We start from the raw sequence: 569 nt of genomic DNA on the forward strand, positions 1-569 counted from the left end.
GGCCCACATCAACCGCTTTCTGCGCCAGAGCCGGGCCTTGTTGCAAGCTCACCCCGAAGCCTATGCCGTTGCCGTCCGGCACCTAGAGCAGGGATCCCCCCTCCAAGACTGCCTAGCTGCCCTTGCGGCCAGCTTGGAGGAGCGGCGTCAACAACCTCCCTCGCCCTCTTCTGAAACCTCTTGCTGATACACTGTGACATACGAAAAAAGCTCGGGATCCCCCAGGCTCGGGATCCCAGCGATTGACTACATCGTTGTGTCGCTTAGGGAGGATCCATCTTGCGCCCCATCCTCATTGCCGGCAACTGGAAAATGCACAAGACTCAGGCTGAGGCTCGCCAGTTTCTGCGCGAGTTTCGTCCAGCCCTGCAAGCCTCGTCTGCAGGGGTGAGGCCGCAGCGGCAGATCATTCTCTGCGTGCCCTTCACAGACCTGGCTGTGGTGGTAGAAGAAACGCGGGGATCCGGCATTGCTGTGGGAGCCCAGAACCTGCACTGGGAGGATCAAGGGGCGTTTACGGGAGAGATCTCCGGCCCCATGCTGGCAGAGCTGGGGGTGCGCTACGTGAT

2 protein-coding genes are annotated in these 569 nt (G+C 61.0%); both read left to right on the forward strand.

The window, feature by feature from the left end; translation table 11 throughout:
• Positions 1–187, forward strand: a 187-nt coding sequence (locus NW858_RS12000; RefSeq protein WP_414520588.1) for a hypothetical protein, incomplete at its 5' end; no start/stop codon positions are given.
• Positions 188–279: 92 nt separating this feature from the next.
• A partial coding sequence (locus tag NW858_RS12005) for a triose-phosphate isomerase (protein WP_414520589.1) occupies positions 280–569 on the forward strand: 290 nt, incomplete at its 3' end.

Source organism: Synechococcus sp. H55.10 (assembly GCF_047502715.1).
GTDB lineage: Bacteria > Cyanobacteriota > Cyanobacteriia > Thermostichales > Thermostichaceae > Thermostichus.